General features: G+C 36.5%; 1 protein-coding gene. It reads right to left on the minus strand.

Going from position 1 to position 1,173, the window contains the following annotated elements:
• Nucleotides 1-1,016: IS200/IS605 family element RNA-guided endonuclease TnpB (tnpB, locus tag COL05_RS29420; RefSeq protein ID WP_098671176.1), on the minus strand; the 1,016-nt coding region annotated here is incomplete at its 3' end.
• Nucleotides 1,017-1,173: the final 157 nt, after the last annotated feature.

Genomic DNA, 1,173 nt, shown 5'->3' on the forward strand with positions numbered 1-1,173 from the left:
TCCCATTTACGTAGGTTTAGATTTTTAACGTCTTTGTTTTGATATCCACAACAAGAACATAATTGGCTTGAAGCAAATGTTTTCGATACGACAATGATTTGTTTGCCGTACCATTTTGCCTTATATTCCAACATGGTTCGAAATTGTGACCATGATACCTCACTAATTACTTTTGCTAACTTATGATTCTTTAACATATTCGATACTTGCAAATCCTCTATACCGATAACATCGTGGTTTTTGATGATTTCAGTCGAGACTTTGTCCAAGTAATCTTTTCTAGCATTTGCCATGTATTCATGAATTCTAGCTACTTTTACTCGTTGTTTATTCCAGCGAAAAGATCCTTTCATTCTTCTAGAAAGAACACGCTGTGCTTTTGCCAATTTCTCTTCTAATGATCGAAAAAACTTCGGATTTTTATAGGTTGTTCCATCTGACAAAATGGCGAAATCTTTTAGTCCCACATCCATTCCAATGTAAGAATTTGTTTTCGGAAGTTCTTGCACTTCTGTTTCAACTAACAATGACACAAAGTATCTGCCAGAAGGGTTCCGTCTAACTGTAGCATTTAAAATACGTCCTTTTACTTCACGACTTTTGGCAAATCGAACAAGACCTAGTTTTGGCAATTTTATTTTGTTTCCTACGACGGCAATGTTTTCATTTGTTTGTTTTGTGGTATAAGATTGCACGTTGTTCTTCTTAGATTTGAAACGCGGGGCACTGTTTTGTTTTTTGAAAAAGCGTGTATAAGCATCCGCAAGGTTGCGAACAGATGACTGAATCGCAATACTATCCACTTCTTTTAGCCAAACAAACTCTTTCTTCATGGCAGGAAGCTTGGCAGAGCAAGTACCATATGTCAAACCTTGTCCTGTTTCTTTATATGCATGATCCCATAGAGATAGGAAATGATTGAATACAAAACGAGAACAACCAATCGTTTTATTGATTAGTGTCGCTTGTGCTTTATTTGGATAGATACGGAACTTATATGCTTTATTGATCATCATTCATTTCACCCCCATTTCGATATAGTTCTATTATATAACGAACATACATTCGATTGGTAGTGAAGTAACAGTTTATGTATGTCGAACGATTAAGATGGCTTTCTGCCATCCCTTGTCCGAAGCCAATTCATCTCCCACCTACTCACTTCGCGTTCTT

The sequence above is a fragment of the Bacillus sp. AFS059628 genome (assembly GCF_002571225.1).
Classification (GTDB): domain Bacteria; phylum Bacillota; class Bacilli; order Bacillales; family Bacillaceae_G; genus Bacillus_A.